Annotated in this window: 26 protein-coding genes; 22 read left to right on the forward strand and 4 right to left on the reverse strand. The window is 38.6% G+C overall.

Going from position 1 to position 18,279, the window contains the following annotated elements; translation table 11 throughout:
* The first annotated feature begins 99 nt into the window (after window positions 1–99).
* The gene (locus tag KFZ58_RS05425; protein ID WP_235793793.1) at window positions 100–648 is read left to right on the forward strand and encodes a hypothetical protein; all 549 of its coding nucleotides are present in this window, start codon (window positions 100–102) and stop codon (window positions 646–648) included.
* 79 nt (window positions 649–727) lie between these two features.
* Entirely contained in the window at window positions 728–1,660 is a 933-nt protein-coding gene (locus KFZ58_RS05430; RefSeq protein WP_235793794.1) for a manganese-dependent inorganic pyrophosphatase, read from the forward strand.
* Window positions 1,661–1,721: 61 nt separating this feature from the next.
* On the opposite strand, the gene KFZ58_RS05435 is transcribed toward KFZ58_RS05430, so the two are convergent.
* Together KFZ58_RS05435 and menC are read right to left on the reverse strand one after the other, a co-directional pair.
* Window positions 1,722–1,922: a cold-shock protein gene (locus tag KFZ58_RS05435; RefSeq protein ID WP_209463680.1), complete on the reverse strand. Its 201-nt coding sequence runs from the start codon at window positions 1,920–1,922 to the stop codon at window positions 1,722–1,724.
* Between the two features lie 271 nt (window positions 1,923–2,193).
* On the reverse strand, window positions 2,194–3,276 hold the full coding sequence (gene menC, locus KFZ58_RS05440) for an o-succinylbenzoate synthase (protein ID WP_370642493.1): 1,083 nt from the start codon (window positions 3,274–3,276) through the stop codon (window positions 2,194–2,196).
* Window positions 3,277–3,463: 187 nt separating this feature from the next.
* Between menC and KFZ58_RS05445 the strand changes: the two genes are divergently transcribed.
* The 9 genes from KFZ58_RS05445 to KFZ58_RS05485 all read left to right on the forward strand — a co-directional run bounded on the left by KFZ58_RS05445 (window position 3,464) and on the right by KFZ58_RS05485 (window position 10,780).
* Window positions 3,464–4,813: a dihydrolipoyl dehydrogenase family protein gene (locus KFZ58_RS05445; RefSeq protein WP_235793796.1), complete on the forward strand. Its 1,350-nt coding sequence runs from the start codon at window positions 3,464–3,466 to the stop codon at window positions 4,811–4,813.
* Between the two features lie 63 nt (window positions 4,814–4,876).
* Window positions 4,877–5,260, forward strand: a complete 384-nt coding sequence (gene mscL / locus KFZ58_RS05450) for a large conductance mechanosensitive channel protein MscL (RefSeq protein WP_235793797.1) — start codon at window positions 4,877–4,879, stop codon at window positions 5,258–5,260.
* A 132-nt stretch (window positions 5,261–5,392) separates the two neighbouring features.
* Window positions 5,393–5,998 carry a Dph6-related ATP pyrophosphatase gene (locus KFZ58_RS05455; protein ID WP_235793798.1) on the forward strand — a complete coding sequence of 202 codons (606 nt, stop codon included), beginning with the start codon at window positions 5,393–5,395 and terminating at the stop codon, window positions 5,996–5,998.
* Window positions 5,999–6,061: 63 nt separating this feature from the next.
* Window positions 6,062–6,214, forward strand: a complete 153-nt coding sequence (locus KFZ58_RS05460) for a small acid-soluble spore protein P (RefSeq protein ID WP_235793799.1) — start codon at window positions 6,062–6,064, stop codon at window positions 6,212–6,214.
* Window positions 6,215–6,405: 191 nt separating this feature from the next.
* Window positions 6,406–6,855, forward strand: coding sequence for a spore coat protein (locus KFZ58_RS05465; protein ID WP_235793800.1), 450 nt, complete (start codon window positions 6,406–6,408; stop codon window positions 6,853–6,855).
* 61 nt (window positions 6,856–6,916) lie between these two features.
* On the forward strand, window positions 6,917–7,471 hold the full coding sequence (locus KFZ58_RS05470; protein ID WP_235793801.1) for an SLOG family protein: 555 nt from the start codon (window positions 6,917–6,919) through the stop codon (window positions 7,469–7,471).
* Window positions 7,472–7,634: 163 nt separating this feature from the next.
* On the forward strand, window positions 7,635–8,003 hold the full coding sequence (locus KFZ58_RS05475) for a DnaJ family domain-containing protein (RefSeq protein WP_235793802.1): 369 nt from the start codon (window positions 7,635–7,637) through the stop codon (window positions 8,001–8,003).
* A 201-nt stretch (window positions 8,004–8,204) separates the two neighbouring features.
* Complete coding sequence (locus KFZ58_RS05480; RefSeq protein WP_235793803.1) at window positions 8,205–8,996, forward strand: ABC transporter ATP-binding protein; 792 nt, start codon at window positions 8,205–8,207, stop codon at window positions 8,994–8,996.
* The gene (locus KFZ58_RS05485) at window positions 8,993–10,780 is read left to right on the forward strand and encodes a putative ABC transporter permease subunit (RefSeq protein ID WP_235793804.1); all 1,788 of its coding nucleotides are present in this window, start codon (window positions 8,993–8,995) and stop codon (window positions 10,778–10,780) included. The genes KFZ58_RS05480 and KFZ58_RS05485 overlap by 4 nt, the downstream gene beginning before the upstream one ends.
* Before the next feature lie 46 nt (window positions 10,781–10,826).
* Here the strand turns inward: KFZ58_RS05485 and KFZ58_RS05490 are convergent, their stop codons facing one another.
* Complete coding sequence (locus KFZ58_RS05490; RefSeq protein ID WP_235793805.1) at window positions 10,827–11,219, reverse strand: type II toxin-antitoxin system death-on-curing family toxin; 393 nt, start codon at window positions 11,217–11,219, stop codon at window positions 10,827–10,829.
* Window positions 11,220–11,471, reverse strand: coding sequence for an AbrB/MazE/SpoVT family DNA-binding domain-containing protein (locus KFZ58_RS05495; protein WP_235793806.1), 252 nt, complete (start codon window positions 11,469–11,471; stop codon window positions 11,220–11,222).
* Window positions 11,472–11,631: 160 nt separating this feature from the next.
* Here KFZ58_RS05495 and KFZ58_RS05500 point away from each other — a divergent pair, with 160 nt between their 5' ends.
* The 11 genes from KFZ58_RS05500 (at window position 11,632) to KFZ58_RS05545 (ending at window position 18,268) form a co-directional block, all read left to right on the forward strand.
* Window positions 11,632–12,114 (forward strand): GNAT family N-acetyltransferase, encoded by a 483-nt coding sequence (locus KFZ58_RS05500; RefSeq protein WP_235793807.1) that lies wholly within the window; start codon window positions 11,632–11,634, stop codon window positions 12,112–12,114.
* A 62-nt stretch (window positions 12,115–12,176) separates the two neighbouring features.
* Window positions 12,177–12,353 (forward strand): hypothetical protein, encoded by a 177-nt coding sequence (locus tag KFZ58_RS05505; protein WP_235793808.1) that lies wholly within the window; start codon window positions 12,177–12,179, stop codon window positions 12,351–12,353.
* Window positions 12,354–12,468: 115 nt separating this feature from the next.
* Window positions 12,469–12,975: a GNAT family N-acetyltransferase gene (locus KFZ58_RS05510; protein WP_235793809.1), complete on the forward strand. Its 507-nt coding sequence runs from the start codon at window positions 12,469–12,471 to the stop codon at window positions 12,973–12,975.
* Window positions 12,976–13,027: 52 nt separating this feature from the next.
* A complete protein-coding gene (locus tag KFZ58_RS05515) occupies window positions 13,028–13,507 on the forward strand; it encodes a GNAT family N-acetyltransferase (RefSeq protein ID WP_370642439.1) in 480 nt (159 codons plus the stop codon).
* A 185-nt stretch (window positions 13,508–13,692) separates the two neighbouring features.
* The gene (locus KFZ58_RS19135; RefSeq protein WP_255695058.1) at window positions 13,693–13,821 is read left to right on the forward strand and encodes a hypothetical protein; all 129 of its coding nucleotides are present in this window, start codon (window positions 13,693–13,695) and stop codon (window positions 13,819–13,821) included.
* A gap of 530 nt (window positions 13,822–14,351) precedes the next feature.
* Window positions 14,352–14,867 (forward strand): GNAT family N-acetyltransferase, encoded by a 516-nt coding sequence (locus KFZ58_RS05520; RefSeq protein WP_235793810.1) that lies wholly within the window; start codon window positions 14,352–14,354, stop codon window positions 14,865–14,867.
* 277 nt (window positions 14,868–15,144) lie between these two features.
* Window positions 15,145–16,419: an RNA-guided endonuclease IscB gene (gene iscB / locus KFZ58_RS05525; protein WP_235793811.1), complete on the forward strand. Its 1,275-nt coding sequence runs from the start codon at window positions 15,145–15,147 to the stop codon at window positions 16,417–16,419.
* 60 nt (window positions 16,420–16,479) lie between these two features.
* The gene (locus tag KFZ58_RS05530; protein ID WP_235793812.1) at window positions 16,480–16,662 is read left to right on the forward strand and encodes a hypothetical protein; all 183 of its coding nucleotides are present in this window, start codon (window positions 16,480–16,482) and stop codon (window positions 16,660–16,662) included.
* A gap of 44 nt (window positions 16,663–16,706) precedes the next feature.
* Entirely contained in the window at window positions 16,707–17,621 is a 915-nt protein-coding gene (locus KFZ58_RS05535) for a phosphotransferase (RefSeq protein WP_235793813.1), read from the forward strand.
* A gap of 30 nt (window positions 17,622–17,651) precedes the next feature.
* On the forward strand, window positions 17,652–18,017 hold the full coding sequence (locus tag KFZ58_RS05540; RefSeq protein WP_235793814.1) for a DUF4181 domain-containing protein: 366 nt from the start codon (window positions 17,652–17,654) through the stop codon (window positions 18,015–18,017).
* A 29-nt stretch (window positions 18,018–18,046) separates the two neighbouring features.
* Window positions 18,047–18,268, forward strand: a complete 222-nt coding sequence (locus KFZ58_RS05545; protein WP_235793815.1) for a TIGR04104 family putative zinc finger protein — start codon at window positions 18,047–18,049, stop codon at window positions 18,266–18,268.
* Window positions 18,269–18,279: the final 11 nt, after the last annotated feature.

An 18,279-nucleotide genomic window follows, 5' to 3' on the forward strand; every position in this document is an offset into this window, starting at 1 on the left:
ACTAACTATAAGAATAAATAATGTGAATGTAAAATAACTTGATTTTTGTAAAGGAAATATGCGGGCAGGTGGAGAATAATTAGAGAAGGGGGTAATAAGATGGAAGGAAATATAATAGGCAGGATTTTATTTTATGTTGGAATTGTAGTGATGGTCGTCGGAGTCATTTTAGCATACTCGATGGCGAATGTTACAAACTATGGAGGGCCTGCCGGAAATCGGGAAACTACCATACAATGGCCGATTTTCTTTCATACAGCAATAAGAGCTGTTATAGCTGGTTTGTTGCTTATAGGATTTTCGGAAATCATTAAATTACTGCATTCGATTAATAGCAAAACCGGGCTTGTAAAAGGAACAACGACGAATACGGGTGCAACTGATCATGATAAAGATGAAGAGCAGCCGACGGAATGGAAACTGAGCAAAACCGATGAAGAAAAAATTTACGAAGCATATGCCGATAAAGCTATATTGGAAATTATACCATCGTCCTTTGAAGGTTATTGTATTGTGAAACTGCAGGAATACGACGGTCCATTAGATCCGGTTATTAAAGTGGTAGATATTGGTGGGTTGAGCGTTCAGGAAGTTGCGGGTGCAGTCACTAGAAAGAAAATATTGGATTGGTATAAAGAGCAATATTAAGTAAAATATTTTTTATGAACCATTAATTATGGTAATCTAATAATTGGACACGTTATTTTACATACGAAGGAGAATGAACATGGGTAAGACGTTAATTTTCGGACATAAAAGTCCTGATACAGATACGATTTCCTCAGCATTGGCATACGCTGATTTAAAGGGCGAGCTAGGGAAGGATGCTGAACCGGCAAGACTTGGATCTGTTAGCAAAGAAACACAATTTGCACTAGATTATTTTAGTGTAGAAGCACCGCAATTGATTGAAAAAGTACCTAGCGATGTAGAAGACGTTATTTTAGTTGATCATAACGAATTTCAGCAAAGTGTGGATAACATTGATGAGGTACGAATCGCTGAAGTAATCGATCACCACCGCATTTCTAATTTCGAAACGAAGGAGCCACTCTATTTCCGAGCTGAGCCAGTTGGCTGTACAGCAACCATTTTAAATAAAATGTACAAGGAAAAAGGTGTACCCGTTTCTAAAGAAATTGCAGGGTTATTAGTTTCAGCAATTATTTCTGATTCGCTATTGTTAAAATCACCGACATGCACGCAGGAAGATATCGATGCAGCATACGAATTGGCAGAAATTGCTGGTGTGAATTTGCAAACGTACGGACTTGAATTGTTACAGGCTGGTGCTGATTTAAGTGATAAAACAGTAACGGAATTGTTAACAATGGATGCCAAGGAATTTTCCATGGGTGATGCAAAAGTAGAAATCGCTCAGGTGAACGCCGTAGACACAAGTCAAATTTATGCATTTCAGGATGATATAGAAACAGAAATCGCACAAATCGTTAAAGATAAAGATCTTGATCTATTTTTATTCGTTGTTACGGATATCCTAAACAATGATTCGGAAGTACTTGCACGCGGCGTGGGACAAGCGAAAGTGGAGTCGGGATTTGATGTATTGTTGGATGAGAACAACAGGGCAGTATTAAAAGGTGTTGTGTCACGTAAGAAGCAGATTGTTACAGTGCTTACGGATGAATTTACAAAATAACTTGGAACATAAAAAAGGCTCTTCCCAATTTAATGGAAAGAGCTTTTTTTAATGATGTTACTTAGTTTTTCACAACGTTAGTAGCTTGTGGGCCACGGTTGCCTTCTTCGATATCGAACGTTACGTTTTGACCTTCATCCAACGTTTTGAAACCTTCGCCTTGAATTGCTGAGAAGTGTACGAATACATCGTCTCCACCTTCAACTTCGATGAAACCGAAGCCTTTGTCTGCGTTAAACCATTTTACTGAACCTGTGTTCATGTTAATTCCTCCAAGTGCTTATTTAGCACATTTATTACTATTTCTGTTCTGGCTAACAATTCAAGACGAATAATTACTTAAAAGTTACTATATATCTTGGCAGATAAAAATTTATCTGCATAAGTGCAACGAAGGCCTATGAAAAGCCAAGTTATCTAATATTGCTAACGAACATAAATAATTAACTTTAGTATAACACAAAAAAACAAAAATATATACATTATAAGAAAAAAAGTTTCATAGTGGTTGAAAAAGTTGCGATATAGGGTGTTTAACTGCCTCTAAGGTCAAATGTTTTAAAATCAATTCTGAATTGTTCCAGCTGATCGCTATCTATTTCATAGCCAATCCCCGGCTTATCGGGAATGTTAATCACACCGTTTTTTGCAATAACTTCCGGTTTAATGATGTCTTTTTCAAAGTAAAGCGCGGAACCAGCGGTATCTCCGGGTAAAACGAATTGTGGCAGCGTCGTTAATGCGATATTATGGGCGCGCCCTACCCCGGCTTCCAGCATACCGCCACACCAAACCTTGACGCCTTTTTGCTGACAATGATCATGAATGCGTCTTGCTTCTGTTAGTCCGCCAACACGTCCTATTTTTATATTAATAATTTCACAGCTGCCTGATTCGATTGCTTTTTTCGCATCATCCAACGAATGAATACTTTCATCCAGACATATCGGTGTTTCTATAGCTGCCTGAAGCTTGGCGTGGTCAATGATATCATCATGCGCAAGGGGCTGTTCAATCATCATTAAATGAAAATCATCCAATTGTTTTAATAGATCGATGTCTTCTAATGTATAAGCAGAATTTGCATCTGCCATGATTGGGGTGTCAGGAAAATGCTTTCGGACTACGCGTAGCACTTCGATATCATGGCCTGGTTTGATTTTTAGCTTGATACGTTTATATCCTTCTTGGAGATAATAGTCAATTTTATCGATTAAATCACTTGTCGAGGCTTGGATTCCAATGCTTATACCAACATCGATTTGCTTTTTTTGTCCGCCGAGCGCTTGAGTGAGTGATATATTGTTTCGCTTCGCATATAAATCCCAAATAGCGCCCTCTATTGCGGCTTTTGCCATATTATTTCGTTTAATTACTGCAAAAAGATCCGTCACTTCATCGGGATGGTTAATTTCATTTTCTTGTAAAATTTTAATTAAGAAATCCTCTATCATATGACGCGTTGTTTCTACGGTTTCTTCCGTGTACCAAGGACTCGTAAAGGCAACAGACTCCCCGAAGCCGCTGCTGCCTTTTACATCGATAGCCTCTGTTATAAAAAATTCCTTGTCCTGGATTGTTCCAAAACTTGTTGTAAATGGATTGTTTAATCTCATTTTTAAACGATGCAATTTGATTTGGCTTATTGGTAGACTCACTGTTTAACACTCCTGATTATTTTATTGGAATAAATAGGTGCACTCTGTCTAGTGTACACTATCCATGTAAGCTATAGGTGTTTAATCCAATAGAAAAAGGGAATTTCTATTATAGAGATAATTAGTGATGAAGGGAGTAATTAACATGTCTAAACAATTTGATCTTATTGTAATAGGTACTGGTCCAAGTGGTGGAGATATAGCAAGTAAATGCAGCAATTCTGATTTAAATGTGGCCATTATAGATTCACGTGGCTATGGAGGTACATGCCCGTTACGTGGTTGTAATCCGAAAAAAGTACTCACAAGTGCTACGAATATTATTGATCAGAATGCTCGCATGCAAGGGAATGGACTTGAAACTTCCAGCAAGATAAATTGGCAGGATTTAATAGCGTTTAAGCGCAACTTTACAGAGCCTGTTCCTGAAGCAAAGGAAAAAAGTTTAAAAGACGCCGGCGTAACGACCTTTCATGGAGAAGCACAATTTATAGGTGAAAAGGAAGTGCAGGTCGGAAATGATAATCTAAAGGCAAGTAAAATTATTATTGCAACAGGTGCATCCCCTGTTTCATTACCAATTGAAGGGGAAGAACATCTCACCTATAGTGATGAATTTTTAGAATTGGAAGAGCTACCTGAGCGGATTATTTTTGTCGGTGGTGGCTACATTTCATTTGAATTTGCGCATATTGCAGCAAGGTCAGGAAGTGAGGTCCACATTATTCAACGGGGCGAGCAGCCACTGAAAGGGTTTGATCAAGATCTTGTTAATAAGCTTGTAAAAAAATCAACAGATATTGGCGTTAACGTACATTTGAACGCATCTGTAAAAGAAATCGAAAAAACTGCCGATGGCTACACGGTTAAAGCAGACAAGAACGGTGAAGAAGTAACATGGCAAGGCGATATCGCCGTTCATGGTGGGGGACGCGCACCGGAGATAGATGCTCTTAATTTGGAAAAAGCAAATGTAGCATACGAAAAAGGCGGCATCACTGTTAATGAATTTATGCAAAATACCAGTAACCCAAATATTTATGCAGCAGGGGATGTGGCAAATACAAGTGGATCCCCGTTAACACCTGTTGGGCACTTAGAAGCAGAAATAGTTGCCGAAAATATTTTACAGGGAAATCAGAAAACGGCTGACTATACAGGTGTTCCATCTGTCGTATTTACCACGCCAAAGCTTGCAGCAGCTGGGATGTCTGAGGAAGAGGCTAAGGAATCTTCGCTAAATGTGGATATCAATTATATGGATATTGCGGATTGGTTCACATACAAGCATACGAATGAAAACATTGCTTTGGTGAAAATAATTACAGACAAGGATTCAGACCATATTATAGGCGCACATTTACTAACCGGAAAGGCAGATGAGTTAATCAATTATTTTGCAATGGCCATTCAACTGAAGCTAACAACTGCTGAGCTGAAAAAAGTAACGTATGCATTCCCAACAGCAGTCTCTGATATACCTTCCATGCTGTAGATTGCACGTGTCAGCTGTATTGGTTAATATATAACCAAGTGAAATGTAAATGGAGGTTGACTCATGTGGAATGATTTTAAAGAGTTCGCGTTTAAAGGAAATGTAATGGATTTAGCAGTTGCAGTCATTATTGGTGGAGCTTTTGGTGCAATTGTAACATCACTCGTCGATAATATTATTACACCACTAGTAGGGATATTGCTGGGTGGTGTTGATTTCACCAACTTAATGATTAGGGTTGGTGATGCAGAGATCTTATATGGTAGCTTTATTCAATCGGTTTTTGATTTTGTTGTTATTGCTTTTTCTATTTTCCTATTTATTCGTTTGCTGATGAAATTTAAGCGGAAGGAAGAAGAGGTTGAAGAAGAGCCGGAAGTAGATGTACAGGAAGAGCTGCTAACAGAAATTAGAGATTTGCTGAAAGAGCAGAATAAATTGAACTAAGCGGAGAGGAAAATCGTATATTTTACATAGATTCCTCAAGAAGAAGTAGAAAGAGGAATTGAAAATTGGCTGGGAAAATAAAATGGTATAGCCGTATTAGAAAAGGCATTTATACGAGCAGGAGTGGAGACGATGGCTGAAAAGATCGCATTATCCTTCAGTGGCGGGAAGGATAGTTGTTTAGCATTGTATCGGTTGCAGGAACAAAATATGGAAGTTTCTTGTCTGGTTACCACGGTATGGAAAGAGAAGCAGAAAACAGTTGCACATGATGAAAAGCTAGATCGAATCAAAGCACAGGCAGAAAGTTTTAACATTCCAGAACATTTTATAGAAACGGATTTTGATACGTATACGCACGATTTTGTGGAAACGTTGAAGGAATTAAAGAGACTTTATAATATTGATGCAGTTGCTTTTGGTGATATTTACTTGGAAGGACATCGAGAGTGGGGTGAACAGGTTGCAGAAGCGGCTGGGCTTAAAGCGCTATATCCATTATGGTCCAAGAAAGAAGACGCGCCTGACTTATTGCGGGAATTCGTGTCACTGGATTTTAAGGCGGTAGTCATTAGAGTAGATGATGCAAAACTTCCTAAAGAATGGGTAGGTCGCAAATTAGATGAAGCTTTTATCCAAGATATTAGAGAGCAAGATGTGTGCCCAATGGGGGAATCGGGCGAGTACCATACCACTGTGTTTGATGGGCCGATATTCAGATATCCCCTCCGTAATTAATTGTGAATAGAACATCATTCCTCTCCAAAAGCTATCGATAAAGCAGGAAAGGAGGGGACAATGATGGGTGGAAAACCAAAAGGGCCAAAGCAACAAGAAAAGCCAAACTTACCGAAAAGCCCAGAGCAACCATATGGAGAACCATTAAGCGGATCGCATAAAGTAAAACAGAGAAATCACTCACGCCAGAATAAGGGCGCGGATCACGATATGTAAAGTTGGATCAAGCAAAAGGCAGCTGGTGCTGCCTTTTGTATTGTGAAAAGGTTGCGATGAAAAAGGGGGTGCTGGGGCATTACTAGGATGATCGATTAGATATTTTTTCTGAAATAGGTTTATGTCTTATACAATTTCTGTACATTTTCCATAGGTTAATAGTGAACCTATCATAGGAAAGGGGATTTTAAATGAGACATCACCACGGCCCACATTGTGGATGCCCAAAGAAGATTGTGCATCCGACTAAGCATAATTGTGTAAATCAGTATTCGGAAAGTGTCGTACAACATGTACATCCTTCTCACACGACCGTTATGAATCACCATACTGTGAAAAATCAGCATGTGTACCCACATTCCACATCTATGCAAAATACAACAAACAGTGTAGATGAATACGCAGGGTCCTTTAATGTTCCTGCAGGCCCTGGCAATCAGGTAGCAGGCGCGATGTCACCAGGTAATGGTTATGGACCAGGAGGCCAAGTAGCAGGCGCAATGTCACCCGGCGGTCAACCGCATGGAATGGGAAAATGTAATGATCATAATAGTAATCATGTAGCAGGTGCGCATTCTCAAGGAAACGGATATGGTCACCATGGCATGAATCACTGGAAAAAACCGAATAAATGGTGTTAACTTAAGGATAGGCCGGCATGTATTTTGCCGGTTCTTTTCTTGAATGAGGTGATCTGTACATATGAAAATTTTGACCGTAACAGGGTATAAACCAATGGAATTAAATATATTTAAAGAGGGTGACCCACGGATAGCGTTTATTAAAGCGGCCATTGAAAAAAGATTGATCTATTTTATTGAAGAAGGCTTGGAATGGGTTCTGATTTCCGGTCAGATGGGTGTTGAATTGTGGACTGCCGAAGTTGTGCTGGATTTAAAGGAAACGTATGACGTTAATATTGCCATTTTCCCTCCCTTTGAAAATCAGGAATCCCGCTGGCCTGAAGAACTTCAGGAAAAATACCAAGAACTCACTACCGTCTGTGATTTTTACAAGCCGATTTACCAGGGAGAATACAAAGGCGCATATCAGTTTAAGGCGAAGAACATGTGGCTGGTGGATAAGAGTGACGGCTGTCTCATGCTGATGGATGATGAATTTCCGAGAAGTAATCGGTTTTTTAATGAAGCTGCTAAGAACACGAAAGAGGATTACCCTATATTCACTATTACACCTGCTGATTTGGATGATGCAGTAGAGGAGATGAGGATGGCGGATCCGGATTATTGGAGTTGAAAATAGAAAGCCGTCTTCGCGGAATAGTGCAATAAAATTCGCAGGAATTTTTCCTTTGAACATAGAATAAGTATATAGCTATTGTGGTGGAAGAGACGCAAAAAGGAAAAAGCGCTACTGGAAGCATTTGTTGATGAAATAGTGGCTCGAGGGGGTGATCGTCATGAATGATGGAAAGAAAGATGAATTCGAGATTGATGAGAGGATTCAGTACACTGATCATATGTCTGAAATTATAAAAAAGGCGGAAAGAGAAGGTCATTTTGATGATCTTCCCGGTAAAGGCAAACCTTTAAAACTCAGGAACGATTATATGAATCCCCCAGAGAAGCAACTGTATAAAACATTGAAAGACAATAATTTCTTACCGAGATGGGTGGAGCTTGCAAATGAGATTGATCATTTAAAAGTGGAGCTCCAAACACTTGAAGGAAAAGAGAGACGCAAAAAAATCAAAGAGATTAATAAAAAAATCAAAGCATACAATTATGCATGTCCACCATCATTACAAAAAAATAAGGTAGAAGAATAAAATGGGTAGCGAAAAATCAAAGATCGCCACCCTTATTTTTTCGACAAAATACGGGGCGTGACAGGCACTGTTCGGGGAATGCACGTTCCTAATATAGCAGTTAAGTCCATCACGGCAAAAATATTACAAAAAATTATTTTGACCTCAACTAATAAGTATGCGTACAATAGAATGGATTAACGATCTTTGGGCGGAAAATCCATGACCGTAGCATCTATTAAACTAACAGACATAACAAAATCATACGGGAGACAAGAAGCGGTACATAATCTGAATTTGGAAGTTCCGAAAGGGGAACTATTCGGCTTTTTAGGGCCAAATGGCGCAGGAAAAACAACGACAATTAAAATGATGACGGGTTTACTGGAACCTTCGACTGGGTCAGTTGAAATAGGTGGCGTTAACATTTGGAAGGAGCCCATCAAAGCGAAGAAGCTGATCGCTTATGTTCCTGACCAACCCAATCTATATCCAAAATTAACGGGGTGGGATTATCTCGAATTTATTGCCTCCGTTTTTCGAATTCCACAAGATAGATTTCAAGCAAAAACAGAAGAATTACTACGTGTATTTAGTTTAACAGATCGCGCAAATGAATTAATTGAAAGTTATTCACACGGAATGAAACAAAAAATAGCCATATGCGGGGCGCTGGTCCATGAGCCTGATGTGTTATTTTTGGATGAACCCACCGTCGGACTTGATCCAAAAAGCGCACGAAGCCTGAAAAACTTGCTCAGACAGTTATGTGATAACGGGATGACCGCTTTTGTTTCGACACATATCCTGGAGATCGCTGAACAAATGTGTGACCGTGTTGGCATTATTTTAGATGGAAACATTATTGCGTTAGGAACGATGGATGAACTGAAAACACAAGAGGGAAAAGGAGATCAAAGCCTTGAAGATATCTTCCTGGAGCTAACCGGCGGGGAGGATCAGCAGGATATAATTAGCGAAATATCGAAAGAAGCGCAAGGTGACAGCAAATGATGAAAGTACTTCTGAATAATCAACGTAAACTGCTAATCAATTCGATAAAATCACAAAGCAGATCCAATATCATTAGTTATTTCGTAGCCTTGATTATACTTGGTTTCCTCCTGTTTTTCCTGTCCAGGGGCGTCCTGGCTGTAGGCGAATCGATCACGGAGCCCGTGCTTTTAGGAATTTTAGGATACGGCTTTTTAGTGAGTATCGTTTTCATTGTTTTAATGGGCGTGCCACAAGTATTTAAGAATTTGTATGCCGCAACAGATTTAGGCTTACTTTTCACATTGCCTATCCCAACAAGGTATATTTTCTGGGTGAAATATATACAAAGTTTTATTGGTGTTCCGCTTGTGATTTTCGTGTTTCTTGCTGTTCTGCTAATGGTCTACGGGGTTCTAGCGGAAGCGAGCTTAATTTTTTACCCTGTTTCGCTGCTTGTGCTATTAGCGATAATCGCCATCGGTCTTTCGCTTGCTTATTTAATGAACCTCGTGTTGATTCAGATTATCCCAGCCAGTAAGGTTAATGAGGTATTGATGCCAATCATAAGTCTTGTTGCCGGGCTGTTTGGCTATTTTACGGTGATGATACCGAATATGGCAAATGAGGGATCGATCGTTGATGCACTTTTAGCAGGACTTCCATTATTTCCGGACTGGGTTCCTGTCACATGTGCAAGTGAAGCAATCGTGCATGCCATAAATGGGAGAGCGGACTTTCTGCTTCCGCTGGCCATATTACTTATCCTGGCTGTATTAATGATGCTTTTAACATCCAGCCTTGTTGAAAAAGGCTTCCGCACGGGCTGGATCCGGTTAAGTGAAGGTGGTGGGAAGAAGAAAAAGAAACAAAAGACCACGAAAGTGAAAAGAGGTCAACATACACCACGACATCCTGTTATTGCGGTTGGAAAAAAAGAATGGTTTGCAATTAAGCGTGATATGCGGGAATGGTTCGTCTTTTTACCTCTTGCATTCATTATTATTTTCCCATTGATTGGTTTATTCACTGGTGGAGCAGCACTCAGTGATTTGCAAGGGTTTAATGAAATATCCTGGCCGATCGCACAGCTTGTTTTACTTTTCATTTATGGTATTTTTAATGGACAGTTGGCTGCTTTTTCCATTGGGAGAGAAGGCGTATCTGTTTGGATATTACGGACCCTTCCATTGGCCGGTCGTGATATAGCACTTGGAAAACTCTGGATCAGCTGGCTTCTGCCATTTATTATATTAACAGTACTTGAAGTTATTATCGGAATATTACTTGGTTGGTCAATCACGCAGTTTGTTATCGGGATTGCTGTGAAAGCAGTTATTACGGTTGGGATCAGTGCGATTGGATTATGGCTTGGCACAACCGGGGCGAAATATAACCCGGAAAATCCGCAACAGAAGGTGAAATTTGGAACAGCTATTCTTTTAATGGTTGTGCCCTATCTTTATCTATTCGTTGCTCTAATTCCATTTGTGCTTTTGGTCATTCCCGGTGATGTCGGGGCATTTCTATCAGAGGTAAGCAATGATCTGTCCGGATTTTGGAGTGCATTCGTTGGCGTCTTTGCAACACTTCTATCCTGGAAGGCGAGCTATCCTGCTTTCATGATCATCCTTGGTATTATTGCGATGCTCATTGTTTCATTGGGGATTGCTGCACTGTTAACGCACGTCAGTGGACGTCGGATTGATAAAGGGCTTGATATTGAGATTGTAAGTGAAAGTAATTCAAAAGCTTTGTTTAAAAATAAAAAACCTGGTGGTAGTTTATATAAGAGGAATTTTTAAAGCATTGGACAAACGCAATGCTTTTTTCTTCTTTTCATTTTACTTATCAAAAAGGGAAACTATATGTTTCAATTACCTCTACCATTTCATTAAAGCTGTACTTTTTATTAACCACATTGACAGTAAAATTTGCTTGCTCCGTCTGACTGTTCATTTCAAAATCATACCCGTTATAATACAAAAATTGTGTTAATGACAAAAAAGCTGTACGTTTATTAGCATTGTGAAAAGCCTGGGTTTGGGCAATAGATTCAAAGAGTGCTCCTGCTTTTTCAAAGACTGAATGATAAGCATCTTCACCAAAAACGGATTGACTGGGCCGATGCACAGCTGAATCTAACAATTCAGTTGACTTTATCCCAATTTGCTCTCCAGGACTAAATCTTTCAATGATATATTGGTTAATGGCAGCAACTTCTTTATATGTTAAGTACCGCATTTATCTGTCCACCAATTCGTTTATTGTTTCTTTATGTTTATCCGTATTACGTTCCAACACTTCAAAGAAATCTTCACTTATACCTTCAGGAAGCTCTACCTGTTTACCTTTTTTTAACACAATGTCGCCCTCCTTCACTTCCAATTGAACGTTGTCTCCATAAGAAATTCCTGCTTCTTTTAATAGTTCTTTCGGAAAGGTAATCCCATAGCTGTTGCCGATTTTGGTTACTTTTCGTTCATGTTTACTCATTTTACCAACCTCCAATATATTATAATCGTTATAACGATTATAACATAATCTTAAAACAACGCAATAATTTTTAGAAAAATAGACGGTACAGATGAGCTGATAGGTGGTATAATATTATCAAATATTGCAATTAAGGCACAATTATATAAGGATGATGGGAATGGATTTTTTGATTCGTAAGATGAAAAGGAAAGATATACCGCAAGTGCAGGATGTTGCAAAAGCGAGCTGGAATGCAACATATGAAGGCATTATTCCTGCCCGTATACAGGAAAATTTCTTAAAAGCTGCTTATAGTAACAAGATGATAAAAAAGCGTTTAAAGAACACGCTTATTTATGTTGCGGAAGTGGATGGAAAAGTGGTGGGCTTTGCCAATTATACTCCCGGTTCCAAAGACGGAAACGTGGAACTTGCTGCGCTTTATTTATTTCCGGCATACCAAGGAAAAGGGATAGGTACTGCTCTGTTACATGAAAGTATGGATCAATTAGGTTCAAGGGAAGTTCATTTAAGCGTTGAAAAAAATAATGAAATCGGTACAACATTCTATAAAGCAAAGGGATTTGAAGTCGTCTCTGAGTTTGATGATGACTTTGATGGTCATATTTTGCGGACAGTGCGTATGGTGTTGAAAGTATAGAGGTGAGTTTTATACCTTTGGGATTTCAATTATGTAAATGTTGATGGGGGGTTATAAAATCCATGGCATTATTTGCAGTGATTTTGATTGTTGTTTTGGCCGTTATTGTGGACGTTTTTTGGCTTGATATCTATAGAAAAAGATGGGGCTGGATGAAAAATTGGTCTAATCTGAATAAGGCTTTGTTTTTCTCGGGATTTATAATAGTTTCAGGCTTGATTTATTTTGGTTTGAGTTAGGGTGTTTCCTCTTTGCCGAAAGAATGATTAAAAAGCGTGGAAGTTTATAGTTTTAACAAAGAAACAGGGAAAGATTGAATCCTGCGTTGTATATGTCGCTGAAAGGAGATAATCAATGAATATTAGAAAAGCTACAAAGAGTGATGCTCAGCATATAGCAAAAGTACATGTAGACAGTTGGCGAACGACATACAAAGGAATTTTGCCAGATGAATTTTTACAAAAGTTGTCCTATGATCAGCGAACGAAATTATGGGAAAGTAATGTGACTGAACAAAACGTGTATGTTGCTGAAAATGAGGAAGGAGAGATAGTTGGATTTTCAACTGGTGGTAAAAAGAAAACCGGAAATTATGATGCGTTTCTTGGCGAGCTGTATGCAATTTATATAATGGAAGAATTTCAAGGAAAAGGAATAGGGAAAATGTTGACGCAACCAGTAATTGAAGATCTTAAGCAATTCGGTATCAATTCCATGATTGTACTGGCTTTAGAAGATAATCCTTCCAAGTATTTTTACGAATCCTTGGGTGCTAGAGAGATAGATTCAATGGAAATTACAATTGCTGGGGTGGATCTTAATGAGTTGGTTTATGGATGGGATGATTTGAGTGAATTCTAGTTTGGTAAGGTGTAAAGCAATTTTATAGTGCTTTATAAAGGTGGAGATGACATTGTTGCATTTTGATAAAATCGACTTAATAAAGGATCGTGATACGGTTATCCGCTTTCGAAGAGATTCCTTTGTTATAAGTTTTGGGGATGATTCAGGTTTAGGAAAAGAATCTGAGTATCTGGATTGGCTGGAAGATAAGATAGCTCATTTTCCAGCTGGATTTGTTTTGGTAAAAGAAAATGATGAACCAATTGGACAGCTTGAACTTTCCATTCGAGAGTATGAAGGAGAAAATATCGGTTATGTTCATTTATATTATCTAACCCCGAAAAAGCGAGGTAGTGGAGTCAGTCGGGAGCTACATCATTATGCAATGCAATTTTTCAAAACAAGAAATGTAAATGAATTTCATTTAAGAGTGGCTACAGGCAATACAAATGCGATTAAATTTTACATAAAGAATGGTATGCAGAAAGTTGGTCCAGAGTTGGATGGGAAGGTTTTTCGTATGAAAGGGATTATAGATATAGGTGTGTGACAGTGAAACTCCCATTTCATTCTATTAGAAGATGAAGAAGAGCTAATCTACCTGAAGGATGGATGTTCAAATTGAAATTTATCGGTTGGATTGGAATAATACATGATATTTTTATAATTGGTTGGATGGTATTCAGTATTAGTTTCAGTATCAGAAACCCGATGTCGTATATAGAATGACAAACAATGGCAGAAGCAGGAATAGAATATTATAGCAACCATCAAGGGCTTATTGGATTGGATCATGGGAGCAAGGCCTTGATTATGCTTGTTTCCATATTGTTTCCAATCGGTCTTTATGTAAGAGAATTATAAGTTACAAAATATTATCGCTGTTATATTTGGCAGTCTAGGATTTGGGTTTTATGCTTTATCCCTAATGCTTCAAGCTGCAACTTTTCAACGGTATTTTTACAATTTGATCCGTATAATTTGTTCCTTCTCTTTCTTTAATAATTAGTTTATGCAATTCTTGCTGCAAGAAATCGGGGTTTTTGCAAAAACTATTTCATCATACAAATCCGGGGCAAAAAACTGCATAAATTCCTTAAACAATTCACTAATTAACTTTTTCCAAAGCCCGTCGTAATAAGGCGGACTCATTGAATACGAGGATTTCTCTTCAAGTACTGTATCCGTTACTATCATTTTACCACATCCATTTTTTTATAATTCAGTTATCTTTATTACAATCGAATAAACGTTCTTTTGCAAATAATCTTAATACTATTTTGTTATTTTGTTGTGTAATGAAATTTATTGCTGTTATAATGGACAGAGGGCGGTCTAGCACTGTATATGCAGGTAACATTTGTTACTTTAAATAGATCAAAATTGGAGATTAAATGCCAGTGGATAACTCGTTTGTATTAAGCACAGAAAGAATAAACTTAAGAAAAATGAACAATAATGACGTGGGAAATTTAATGGAAATTTTCTCAGACCCAGTAGCTATGGAATATTATCCATCCACCAAAGATGAACAGGAGACGAAGAAATGGATTGACTGGACAATAAGCAATTATGCCAACTTTGGCTCTGGCTTGTGGATTGTTGAGGAAAAAGAAACAGGAGAGTTTCTCGGGCAATGTGGGATTGTTCTGCAAAAAGTCGATGGTGTGGTCGAAATGGAGATCGGATATTTATTTGCAAGGCGTGTGTGGGGAAATGGGTACGCTACTGAGGCAGCATTAGCTTGTAAAAAATATGGATTTGAAGAACTGGGATTGACAAGGATGATTTCCTTAATCGATATAAATAATGTTCCATCGATTAAAGTGGCGGAACGGATAGGGATGAAATGGGAAAAGCGTATTAATAAATGGGGCAAGGATATAGATGTTTATTCCGTTTCTTTGTGATGATGCGTTGAAAGGAGTTGTCAACTACCCACCACTTATCGACCTTTTTGGTCCGATTGAAGTGGGGCTTGAAAGAGCCTTTAGTTGTCTAGCCTTAGTCTTCATTGACTACGTTGGTTTGGTTACCACACCCTCGGATGATACCCTAGTCCGTTGCTCTGTGCAGGCGCTGTAATAGTTCTAAATGGGTAGGAACGGTCAACCTGACTTTGGCTTATATAAGCAAAGCCATACCAACATTGGCGAAGGGTAACCACTCTGAGAGGAGGAACACTCTATGTTAGTGTTCGTTATCAACAAGCATGGTAAACCTTTGATGCCATGTAAACCAAGAAAAGCTCGAGTTTTACTAAAAGAAAAGAAAGCAAAGATTGTATCTCATAACCCTTTTACGATTCAATTACTGTATGGAAGCAGTGGATATACACAAGAAGTGAATATCGGGGTAGATCTGGGAGCAAAACATGTTGGCATCGCTATCACGAGTGACGACAAGGTACTAGCTAAGGGAGAAGTAGAACTGCGTCAGGATGTCAAAGCTGCCATTGATACCAGAAGAACCTACAGACACTCCAGAAGAAACCGGAAAACACGTTATCGCAAACCGCGCTTTCAAAACCGCAACCGGGAGAAAGGATGGTTGCCGCCGAGTATCCAGAGCCGGGTGGAAAATACCTTCTTTTGGATCGACAAGTTTTACGATCTTGTGCCTAATCCTGCGTTAACCATAGAGGTTGGCAAATTCGATGTGCAAAAGATGATCGACCCGGATATTGCCGGGGTTGCCTACCAACAGGGTCAGGCATATGGGTATCATGATGTGCGTTACTTTGTATTCGCAAGGGATAACTATACATGTCACGTGTGCAAACAGAAAGGCAAAATTTTGAACACTCATCACCTCCTATACCGTTCACACGGAGGTTCCAACCGGGCAGATAACCTGGTTACCGTCTGTACGGACTGTCACACACATGAGAATCATAAAAACGGAAACATTCTTTGGAAGTGGATGATCGAAGGAAAAAGATTGCCACAATACAAAGAAGGTCCGTTCATGAATAGCTTTCGCAGGAGGGTATTTTTCAAGTATCCACACGCAGCAATCACCTATGGATCAGTAACTACGCCGAAACGTAAAGAACTGGGATTGGAAAAAAGCCATATGAATGATGCGATTGCGATTAGTGGTATTCCATTCATCAAAGAAAACACCAGAGACACTTTCAACATCAAGCAATTTCGGAAAAAGAAACGTTCCCTGCATGAAGCGACGGCTAGGAAGGGGCGTAAAACGAAAAACACGATGAGTAAACGAAATGAAAAGAACAAGAAATACCTCAAGGGATTTTACTTGAATGACAAAGTTAGAGTATATGAATCAACCGGCTATATTACAGGGTTTACAGGGACAAGTGGGGCATACGTCAAGACCATTGATGGGGATTATATCACCATGCCCAATAAAAATTATAAACAGTTTGGTCTCAAAAGCTTGAAACGAATTAGCCATAATAACAATTGGCAGTTTGAAAAGAAGGTATTTAACTGAGGCTAACCGAAATTCATCTCCCACCTAGTCCTTGGGCTATCGCCTTTCATATTCCTTGAGGTGGGAGACTTCTTTTGGAGAGCTGTTAAAATTCTAGAATCATACGCGGGTGCAGATCGATTAGAGAAAAAAATAAACAAGTTTATCGAAGAGGAGCAAGTAAATGTAATAAAGGTACAACTCTCTGCAGGGCTTTTTAGTGTGATGGCATTAATCGAGTATGAAGACAACTATGGAAGTTAATTCAATGCACAGAGAGGCTGAACAGAATGAATGGAGCAACTATAATGCAGAAATTCGGCTTTTATACGGAAGAAGAGCCGATTAGTATTTATCCTTTTTCACCTGTATACCATGTTATGCTTGAAAAAGGTGATGTAATTGTTAAGAAAACACAACGGCCAATTGAGCGAGCATATCGTTTGATCGAATATACAACCTTCTTAAGCGATAATGGAATCAAAGTAGTAACTCCTGTGAATTTGAATAGGCATAACCCGCAAACCATTGATGGAGAAACATACGTTGTTTATCCTTATATTGAAGGTTCTACATATACGGGGAAAGATAACGAAATTTATGAGGCTGGCAAGTTTTTCGGGAGAATTCACAGTCATTCACCCAAAGAAAATGTATATCAATTGGAAGAATATGATGTCTATGACTTTACCGTTGAAGAAGTGGAAGAGAGCATGCAAAATATAGAAAGGAATGCAGCAAAGTATGAATTTGTATTGGATAGTGTACAGCACAAAGAGAAGTTAATCCAAATCGTATCCCAGCAGGAAGAATTACAAAATAGCAACTTGCCGAATGTCGTAACACCGTATGATTTTAAGGCTAATAATTTAATTTACACACCAGAACCTTATTTAATAGACCCGGATAATGCTGGATGGATTCCGAGGATTTTTGATTTAGCATTGGCCTTGCTTTTGTTTCATAACGAGTTGTCGACTGCACCTGATACAATATTCACCCCTGAGCAATGGAAGCTTTTCTTGTCTGGCTACAATAAGTCGGTTCATTTAACTGATTTAGAACATTCGTACTGGCAAAAGACGATAGAGCATGTCTTTTTAGATGAAGTGATGTGGCTATTGGAGGAAGCTAATGAGGACTGGTCTGATCCATCACAGCGGATGTTATTTGAGAGTTTACTTCGGGTATTGATGGATGCTTCAGATTATGGGATTGAATGAAAAATTTGATATAAGGACGGGCTGGAATCTATGCCATTTTTATTTTTACTAGTGCTTCTGGCTATTTTCTTCGTTTTAATGTACATTGTTGTAAAATTAGCAAGAAGATTGCTAGGTATCGAAAAAGTAGGGGAATCAGGAAAATATATAAATGCGTATCACAAATGGGGAAATGCGCTAATTGTAATAGGATTGGTTATATCTCTTATTTTCTTGTTCAATTCGTCAAGTATTGGGATCCCATTAGTGTTATTTTTTGTTGTCGTTTCTCATGCCTTTGATTCATTTATGATGTGGAAGTATCTACATTCAAGAGAATATATTATTAAGATAATAAAAGGCTTTTTCTTGGTGTTGGGCATAACTTTAATTGTGTTGTATATAGATACATTTTAACCTTTTAGAATAATCAAGGGGGTCTTCACATGCCAATTTTCCAGAATTGCGAGCATAAATGGAGTTGGAAGCAAACATGTAAAAGATATTTCACATTAGATACTGGAATGACCTGTCCGTATTGCGCGGAGAAGCAATATGTTACTTCACGTACAAGAAAAAAATCCAATATGTTACTCTTTATAGCACCTTGCTTAATGCTTATTAACGTCTTCATCGGTCCTTCACTTGTTATTTTATTATGTTGTTAGTTTCTATTCCG

The organism is Virgibacillus sp. NKC19-16 (genome assembly GCF_021560035.1).
Classification (GTDB): Bacteria; Bacillota; Bacilli; order Bacillales; family Amphibacillaceae; genus Virgibacillus_L; species Virgibacillus_L salidurans.

Excerpts from the sequence above, each read along its gene's own strand:
- KFZ58_RS05545 (WP_235793815.1), top strand. The coding sequence starts at position 18,047 with ATGCCAATTTTCCAGAATTGCGAGCATAAATGGAGTTGGAAGCAAACA.
- KFZ58_RS05460 (WP_235793799.1), top strand. The coding sequence starts at position 6,062 with ATGGGTGGAAAACCAAAAGGGCCAAAGCAACAAGAAAAGCCAAACTTA.
- KFZ58_RS05505 (WP_235793808.1), top strand. The coding sequence starts at position 12,177 with ATGGCATTATTTGCAGTGATTTTGATTGTTGTTTTGGCCGTTATTGTG.
- KFZ58_RS05445 (WP_235793796.1), top strand. The coding sequence starts at position 3,464 with ATGTCTAAACAATTTGATCTTATTGTAATAGGTACTGGTCCAAGTGGT.
- KFZ58_RS05485 (WP_235793804.1), top strand. The coding sequence starts at position 8,993 with ATGATGAAAGTACTTCTGAATAATCAACGTAAACTGCTAATCAATTCG.
- KFZ58_RS05425 (WP_235793793.1), top strand. The coding sequence starts at position 100 with ATGGAAGGAAATATAATAGGCAGGATTTTATTTTATGTTGGAATTGTA.
- KFZ58_RS05455 (WP_235793798.1), top strand. The coding sequence starts at position 5,393 with ATGGCTGAAAAGATCGCATTATCCTTCAGTGGCGGGAAGGATAGTTGT.
- mscL (WP_235793797.1), top strand. The coding sequence starts at position 4,877 with ATGTGGAATGATTTTAAAGAGTTCGCGTTTAAAGGAAATGTAATGGAT.
- KFZ58_RS19135 (WP_255695058.1), top strand. The coding sequence starts at position 13,693 with ATGGCAGAAGCAGGAATAGAATATTATAGCAACCATCAAGGGCTTATT.
- KFZ58_RS05470 (WP_235793801.1), top strand. The coding sequence starts at position 6,917 with ATGAAAATTTTGACCGTAACAGGGTATAAACCAATGGAATTAAATATA.
- KFZ58_RS05465 (WP_235793800.1), top strand. The coding sequence starts at position 6,406 with ATGAGACATCACCACGGCCCACATTGTGGATGCCCAAAGAAGATTGTG.
- KFZ58_RS05540 (WP_235793814.1), top strand. The coding sequence starts at position 17,652 with ATGCCATTTTTATTTTTACTAGTGCTTCTGGCTATTTTCTTCGTTTTA.
- KFZ58_RS05535 (WP_235793813.1), top strand. The coding sequence starts at position 16,707 with ATGCAGAAATTCGGCTTTTATACGGAAGAAGAGCCGATTAGTATTTAT.
- KFZ58_RS05475 (WP_235793802.1), top strand. The coding sequence starts at position 7,635 with ATGAATGATGGAAAGAAAGATGAATTCGAGATTGATGAGAGGATTCAG.
- KFZ58_RS05430 (WP_235793794.1), top strand. The coding sequence starts at position 728 with ATGGGTAAGACGTTAATTTTCGGACATAAAAGTCCTGATACAGATACG.
- KFZ58_RS05520 (WP_235793810.1), top strand. The coding sequence starts at position 14,352 with ATGCCAGTGGATAACTCGTTTGTATTAAGCACAGAAAGAATAAACTTA.
- KFZ58_RS05495 (WP_235793806.1), bottom strand. The coding sequence starts at position 11,471 with ATGAGTAAACATGAACGAAAAGTAACCAAAATCGGCAACAGCTATGGG.
- KFZ58_RS05435 (WP_209463680.1), bottom strand. The coding sequence starts at position 1,922 with ATGAACACAGGTTCAGTAAAATGGTTTAACGCAGACAAAGGCTTCGGT.
- menC (WP_370642493.1), bottom strand. The coding sequence starts at position 3,276 with ATGAGATTAAACAATCCATTTACAACAAGTTTTGGAACAATCCAGGAC.
- KFZ58_RS05480 (WP_235793803.1), top strand. The coding sequence starts at position 8,205 with ATGACCGTAGCATCTATTAAACTAACAGACATAACAAAATCATACGGG.
- KFZ58_RS05500 (WP_235793807.1), top strand. The coding sequence starts at position 11,632 with ATGGATTTTTTGATTCGTAAGATGAAAAGGAAAGATATACCGCAAGTG.
- iscB (WP_235793811.1), top strand. The coding sequence starts at position 15,145 with ATGTTAGTGTTCGTTATCAACAAGCATGGTAAACCTTTGATGCCATGT.
- KFZ58_RS05490 (WP_235793805.1), bottom strand. The coding sequence starts at position 11,219 with ATGCGGTACTTAACATATAAAGAAGTTGCTGCCATTAACCAATATATC.
- KFZ58_RS05510 (WP_235793809.1), top strand. The coding sequence starts at position 12,469 with ATGAATATTAGAAAAGCTACAAAGAGTGATGCTCAGCATATAGCAAAA.